Consider the following 7,529-nt stretch of genomic DNA (forward strand, 5'->3'; position numbering starts at 1 on the left):
CTTACCCTTTATATGCTTCCCCTCAAAAACAGCAGATATTAAATGGAACATGTCAAGCCTTACCATAGGCGGGATTGCTAATCTTACCCACTCACTTTGAGAAAGAGCCAAAAGAAAGAAGGGGGCTGTTTTACCAGCCCCCGTTTGTGAGTTAAACTATTTGTTTTATATCAGGTATGCACCGTCAACGACAACTATCTTGTCTGCCACTCTGCGGGAATGCCCTTTGTGACAAAGCCTTCGTCCCTTCTGGTGGTGCCGTCCTTGAGTATGTGCAGGTAGACGTCCCCGGTGTCAGAGGCCCTCCAGAGTAGGTCTGCTTTGCCATCGCCGTCATAGTCGCCGGCCTTGACGACACTCCAGTTGTTGGGGATTGCACGGTTTGCATATGCACCACCACGGACCTTTACACCATTCATAAACCAGATGGCGTAGTCATTACCTGTTACCTCATGCCACAGGATGTCGGCCCTGCCATCACCATCAAAGTCACTTACGCTGTCGAGCTTCCAGTTTTTTGGAATCCCCCTGGCAGCATAACCCTGCTCCGCTATTGCCAGACCATCGAGCAACCACACAAAGACATCACCATTTAAAGAGTTTTGCCATATCACGTCGCTCTTGTTGTCGCCATTCAAGTCGGCCACAAACTTGATGTTCCACAATACCCTACCTATGCCCCTGGCTATATAGCCTCCGCCAATTATCTTGGTGCCATTCATTAGCCAGACATAGATGTTTCCAGTGTCGGTGTTTCTCCACATGATGTCGGATTTGCCGTCACCATCGAAATCGCCAACGGCATTGACCTCCCAGTCATTTGGCATACTCTTCATCGCAAAACCGCCAGTGGATATCTCGGCGCCCTTCATGATGTATATGTAGACATCACCTGTGGAGCTGTTCTGCCAGAGCAGGTCGGCCCTGCCATCGCCGTTAAAGTCACCAACTGACTTGATATCCCACTGTTGGCCAGTGTTTTTGACGATATGACCTCCGCCCTTGATCTTCTTGCCATCCATCAACCAGACATAGACGTCTCCGCTGGTGGAATTTCTCCATAGCACATCGCTGTTGCCATCGCCATCAAAGTCGTATTCGGCCTTTCTGGGGATCGAAAACTCAACTGTTACCTTCTTGTTTGAGGTCATCTTCACCACGCACTGGTTGGTGCCAATGTTGAGGTCGCATCCGGTCCAGCCCTTGATTGTTGCACCTAATTTCCCTTGTGCCGACAGGACAATCACCTTATCTCTCTTGATAGATGCAGTACCGACCTTGCCATCGTGGCTCCAGGAAAACATGCCATTTGACAATGTTACAACGCCATAGCCTACCCCATGGCCAGGCACCTGGAGCGGATTGGACGTACTGGAGGAGGACGGCGGTACCGTGGAGAACTCCGGAAACACCACCGCCATTGTCAGTACCACTTCACCTGTCTGCGGTGCTTCCTGATTGACCGTGAATGTCTGCCCGGCAATGGTCATCGTACCGGTGCGTTTGCTTGTAGTCGTGTTTTCGGCCACGGTGTAATTTACCGTGCCGTTTCCGGTGCCGGAACTGCCTGCCGTGATACTGATCCAACTTACATTGCTTGTAGCTGTCCAGGAGCAGCCGGAGTTTGGCGTTGCCACATTTACGATATCGCTGACTTCAGTGGATGCGAAATTCCTGCTAACCGGACTTATCGCCATACCGGTGGCACAATCCGTACCCAGTTGGGTGACCGTAAAAGTCTGTCCGGTTACGGTAATGGTGCCAGTGCGTGAGGAGGCGCCGGTGTTTTCCGCTACCGAGTAGGAGATAGTTGAGTTGCCGGAACCTGAGGCGCCCGACGTAATGGCTATCCAGGAGTCATTGCTGACCGCAGTCCATGTACACCCTGTGCCTGCCATAACGTTTACGACGTCGCTACCGGCGTATGCCTGGAACATGCTGTCCATTGGGGTAATCGAGATTATACATGCCGAGGCAGCATCTTGCATAACTGAGACAAGCACTCCCCCGATGGTCATTGAACCAATCCTTGAGGTTGTGCTGGTGTTTTCTGCAACAGTGTAGTCTACAGTGCCGCTGCCACTGCCGGAACTACCAGAGGTGATGGTTATCCAGCTATCACTGCTTGCGGCAGTCCATGCACAACCACTGTCAGCCGTTACAACAACGCTGTCGTTGCCGCCGGAGGAGGTAAAATTCTTGCTTACCGGACTGACTGTAATCATTCCACAGGTTGATGATGGAGGCTGCTGGATGATCGAAGATGCCACTCCGGCGACGTTGATAATGCCGGTGCGGGCTTCCGTAGTGGTATTTGCCGCCACGGTGTAACTGACAGTGCCATTACCACTGCCGGAGGTGCCTGCGGTGATGGTAACCCATGAATCAGCCGTTGCAGCGGTCCATGTGCAACCACTTGTCCCTGTTACATTGATACTGCCACTGCCACCGGCAGATGAATAGTTCATGTTGACAGGGCTGATTGTTATCATACAGCCTGACGTGGCGGCTTCCTGAATAATCGTAAATGCCCCCCCGGCAACGTTGATTATACCGGTGCGCGGGTACATATCGGTGTTTTGTGTAACCGTGTAGTTTACCATCCTGTTGCCGGCGCCTGAAGTGCCTGATGTTATGGTCACCCACGAATCAGCCGTTGCAGCGGTCCATGTGCAACCACTTGGCGCATTGACATCAAAGTAGTCACTACCACCATAGTTTGGGGAGTTCTTATACGTTGGATTAAGTGTAATCGTGCAGGTTGACGTAGAAGCGTCCTGGACAATGGTAAATGCCGCCCCGGGGAGGTTAATTATACCGGTGCGTGCGGATGTACCAGTGTTATCTGAGATACTGTAGTTTACCGTTCCATTGCCGGTGCCGGAAACGCCAGAGGTAATGGTTACCCAGGAGTCAGCGGTTGTGGCGGTCCATGTGCAAGTGCTTGCAGCGGTTACGTTAAATGAGCCACTGGTGGCAGATGATGGATAGGTCATACTCGTTGGACTGATTGTAACCGTACAGGTTGTTGATGTAGTAGGGTCCTGGATAATCTTAAATTCTGCCCCGGAGACGTTGATTATCCCTGTGCGTACTGTTGTACCAGTGTTTGCCGCTACACTGTAGGCTATTGTCCCATTACCGGTGCCAGTGTTGGCTGATGTGATGGTCACCCAATAGTCAGCGGTTGAGGCGTTCCACGTACAGCCACTGCCAACGTTTACGCTAAAGGAGCCGGTGCCGCCAGAGGGCAGGAAATTGGTAGTCGTTGGACTGAGTCCTACCGCACAGGCCGATGTAGAAGGGTCCTGGGTAATAATGAATTTCACGCCTGAGACATAGATTGTGCCAGTGCGCGTATTGGCGGTAGTGTTTATGCTCACACTGTAGGCAACCGTGCCATTACCGGAGCCGGAACTGCCTGATGTGATGGCTATCCACGAGTCAGTGGTTGAGGCAGTCCACGGACAGTTAGACGTAACGCCGAAGGAGCCGTTGCCTCCCGATGGTGGGAACTTCATGTTCGTCGGATTGAGAGTAATCGTACAGGCAGATGTGCCGGCGTCCTGGGTAATCGTAAAGCCTACGCCTGCGACGTTAATTATCCCGGTGCGGGCGGCAGAGCCGGTATTTGCTGCCACACTGTAGCCTACCGTCCCATTGCCATTGCCTGGATTGCCTGATGTAATGGTTATCCATGAATCATTGGTTGTGGCATTCCACGGACAACTGGTTCCGCCTGATGCGGTTATAGTGAAAGAGTCGCCACCACCGGATGACGAAAAATTCTTGTTAGTCGGGTTGAGCGTAAGTGTACAGGTCGATGTATAGGTGTCCTGAGTGATCGTAAAGGCCGCTCCACCGACGTTGATTACACCAGTGCGTATGTTTCCGGTGTTGTTTGTTGCAACGGTGTATGCTACCGTCCCATTGCCGGTACCTGAGACGCCGGATGTGATGGTTACCCACGTATCAGAGGTTGCGGCAGTCCATGTGCATCCACTTGCCGCTGTCACGTTAAATGAGCCGCTGCCTCCGGATAACGAAAAGCTCATGTTTGTCGGATTGACAGTAACCGTACAGGCGGTGGATGTGGCGGGGTCCTGAGTAACCTTAAACGGCGAACCGCCAACGTTAATGTAGCCGGTGCGGGCCGATGAACCCGTGTTTGCCGCTACGCTGTAGTTTACCGTTCCATTACCAGAGCCGGAAGTGGCCGAGGTGATGGTTATCCACGGATCAGCGGTTGTAATGAGCCACGAACAGGTACCTGATATGGTGAAGGAGTCATTGCCTCCGGATGACGAAAAATTCTTGTTCCATGGCGTGAGCACAGGGGTACAGGTAGGCTCCTGGGTAATAGTGAAGTCCACTCCTGAAACAGTGATCTTGCCAGTACGCGCAAAGGAATCAAAGTTGCTTGTCACCGTGTAATTTACGGTACCATTACCGGAGACGCCTCCTGATGGTGACGTTATTGTTATCCATGAGTCAGTCGTTGTGGCTGTCCATGTACAGGTGCTGGCAGCCGTTACGTCAAACAGGCCACTGCCGGCAGATGATGGCATGGTGGTACTCGTTGGATTAACAGAAAGTCCGCTACAACTTGCCATTACATGTGTTGCATTGGCTATAATCAACACAAATGCAATGAACAAGCTTAAAAACACCCTTTTGCTTCTCATAACCTTAAACACTCCTTTTGATGTAATTGATTAGCCTGACTATTCAGACTGTGGTTTTAAATGAAAAACAAAAATAACCTCCTTTTTCCCTGTTTTTTTTACAACTCCCAACCCTAATCGTACTGGTTAGGCTACCATAATGTTTTTTAAGCTGTCAACTTCATAAAACAGATGTTTATCTCATCTGTATAGACAATATTCTGCATATGCGTGATAATTCTTCTGATTTGGCAAGTTGTGGGTAAAACAAAAGTGGCGGTTTTAGCAGTTACACCCGTTTGAGAGTCAAGCTATATTGTCACGAGACATTTTTATCCATCCAATTTATCCATCCAACCGGCCAACTCCCCGATGCTCTTGTTGAGGACGGGGTGCACCACCCCTGGGGCTATCTCCCGCAGGGGGTGAAGGACGAACCAGCGCTGATGCATGTATGGATGCGGGATCGTCAACCCCTCCTCCTGCACGACAAGCCCACCGTACAGAAGGATATCGAGGTCGATGAGTCGGGGCCCCCACCGCCTCGTGGGCACACGCCCCATCTGCACCTCTATTGCCTTGAGAACGCTTAACAGTTCTGCGGGGGGGAGGTCGGTCTCTGCCTCCACGCACATGTTGATGAAGTCGGGCTGTGATGTTTCCCCCCACGCAGTTGTCTGATACATCCCCGAACGTGCCGTTATCGCTAACCCGGCCTCTTGCAGAAGCCCCACTGCCCGCAGACAATTGCCATGCCTGTCGGACAGATTGGAGCCAATCCCTATGTAGACCTTCAAATGACAAGCCTCATCCGCTCAATGGCCTCCTTGATCCGCTCAACGCTCTTGGTCAGGGCAAACCGGATGTACCCCTCGCCGTTTACGCCAAAGCCGTTGCCGGGGGTGGCCAACACGCCGGACTTCTCCAGCAGGTGGACCGAAAATGCCTCCGAGGCGAATTTTTCGGGTACTCTGGCCCACAGATAAAACGTTGCTTCAGGCTTTTTGACCGACAGACCAAGTCCACGCAGGCCGTCATACATGCAGTCCCGCCGTTCCTGATAGGTGTCCCGGATGTAGGCCAGTTGGTCATCCGACATCTCAAGTGCAACAATGGCGGCCTCCTGTATGGCCTGAAAGACGCCGGAGTCCAGATTGGTCTTGATCTTGCCCAATCCCTGGACGAGTTCACGGTTGCCAACGGCAAACCCCACCCGCCAGCCGGTCATGTTGTAGGTCTTGGAGAGCGAGTGCAGTTCGATGGCGACCTCACGTGCCCCGTCGATCTCCATAAAGCTCAACGGACGCTTGCCGTCAAAGTAGGTCTCCGTGTAGGCGGCGTCGTGACAGATGATTATGTTGTGCTGATGGGCAAGCTCGATGGCCCTGAGAAAGTTCTCCCTGCCAGTGGCAGCACTCGTTGGATTGTTGGGATAGTTGAGGAACATCAACCGTGCCCGTTTGAGTATGTCCTGCGGGATGGCCGCAAAGTCCGGGAAGTAATCGTTTTCCTCCTTCAGCGGCATAAAGTACGGCTGCCCCTGCGCAAACAACGTCCCGATCGAATACACCGGATACCCCGGACACGGACACAAGACAACATCCCCCGGATTGACAAAGGCAAGGGGCAGGTGTCCAACCCCCTCCTTTGACCCGATCAGCGACAACGCCTCAACATTAGGGTCGATATCGACACCGAACCGCCTCTTGTACCACGCACTGACCGCACCCCGGAAGGACGCCATCCCGCGGTATGAGGGATAGCGATGGTGTTCGGGGTTTTCGGCAGCCCGCTTGAGCGCCTCCACGATGACAGGTGGCGTGGGTATGTCGGGGTCGCCGATGCTGAGGTCTATGACATCAACGTTATTGTTGATGGCCTCTGTCTGTAGTCTGTCAATACGGTCAAAGAGATAGGGTGGCAGATTTCTCACCCTCTCTGCAAGTGCAGTGTTGATTGGATTTCTCATTGTACCTCCAAAATGTTTTTTAAGGTATCATTATAACAAAAAGAGTATCTTCTTGATATTTCATGGTATACTAAAATGACACAGTTTTTTTCAGGCATGATAATTGAGTGTGAAATAATGGGGTCAAGGGGACTGGTCCCCTTGCAGGGGGTTCTGAAGGGGGCCAGGAACGTCCTGGAGCGACAAGAAGCGGAGCCGCCCCTTTCTTTCTTCTATTCAAGCAATTTTGATACCCGAAAAAACTCGAATCCGATCAGTATATTATAAAATCCAGTGGTGTACGCAGTGTAGCAGAGAAAATACGAAAACTTGACCACAGTGTTCGCCTGGTCTTTGACTATCTGCGAATGTCAAAAAACTCAGCACATACTCAAAGGGCATGACGCAGAACAAATTTACCGTGAGTACCATCCTATGTTATATTGACAACGCATCAAGTTTTTAAAATGCAATTGCCCCGACCTCTTTGCTTTAGTTGTGTACGAGTCTGTCGTACCAGCGGCGCAACCAAGACCAGACCGTCTTGGTCTTTGCGGCGGATTCGGCGGCCTTTTGCGGATCACCTGCTTTGCCAGATACGGCGACCATGTTGTTACGCACAGTCGCCACATACGGATGTTTTTCGCCATAGACTTCCTTAAATATAGCCAGTGCTTTTTCGTAAAACGCAATCGCCTGCTTTGGGTCGCCTAACGTATTTAACGAGAAAGCGTACTCATGAAGAAAATTTCCAACCGCTATATCCTTCGTTGCCTTGGTCTCAGCAATCACCGCATCTGAGACCCTGACGGCGACCGTTTCCATAATCGCCCGACCCTCGCGATATAAGACCATCTCGTCAAAGTACCGCCCCAACGCACGCGCATGAGGACACGCACCACGGATGTTATCCACTG

4 protein-coding genes are annotated in these 7,529 nt (G+C 51.7%); all 4 read right to left on the bottom strand.

The features are described from left to right. Window positions 1–194: 194 nt before the first annotated feature. A complete protein-coding gene (locus HWQ67_RS09965; protein ID WP_218252541.1) occupies window positions 195–4,685 on the bottom strand; it encodes a BACON domain-containing protein in 4,491 nt (1,496 codons plus the stop codon). 311 nt (window positions 4,686–4,996) lie between these two features. Next, entirely contained in the window at window positions 4,997–5,461 is a 465-nt protein-coding gene (folK, locus tag HWQ67_RS09970; RefSeq protein ID WP_218252542.1) for a 2-amino-4-hydroxy-6-hydroxymethyldihydropteridine diphosphokinase, read from the bottom strand. Next, on the bottom strand, window positions 5,458–6,633 hold the full coding sequence (locus HWQ67_RS09975) for an LL-diaminopimelate aminotransferase (protein ID WP_218252543.1): 1,176 nt from the start codon (window positions 6,631–6,633) through the stop codon (window positions 5,458–5,460). The genes folK and HWQ67_RS09975 overlap by 4 nt, the downstream gene beginning before the upstream one ends. A 471-nt stretch (window positions 6,634–7,104) precedes the next feature. Then, window positions 7,105–7,529, bottom strand: a 425-nt coding sequence (locus HWQ67_RS09980) for a tetratricopeptide repeat protein (protein WP_218252544.1), incomplete at its 5' end; no start/stop codon positions are given.

The sequence above is a fragment of the Candidatus Magnetobacterium casense genome (genome assembly GCF_019173545.1).
GTDB lineage: Bacteria > Nitrospirota > Thermodesulfovibrionia > Thermodesulfovibrionales > Magnetobacteriaceae > Magnetobacterium > Magnetobacterium cryptolimnobacter.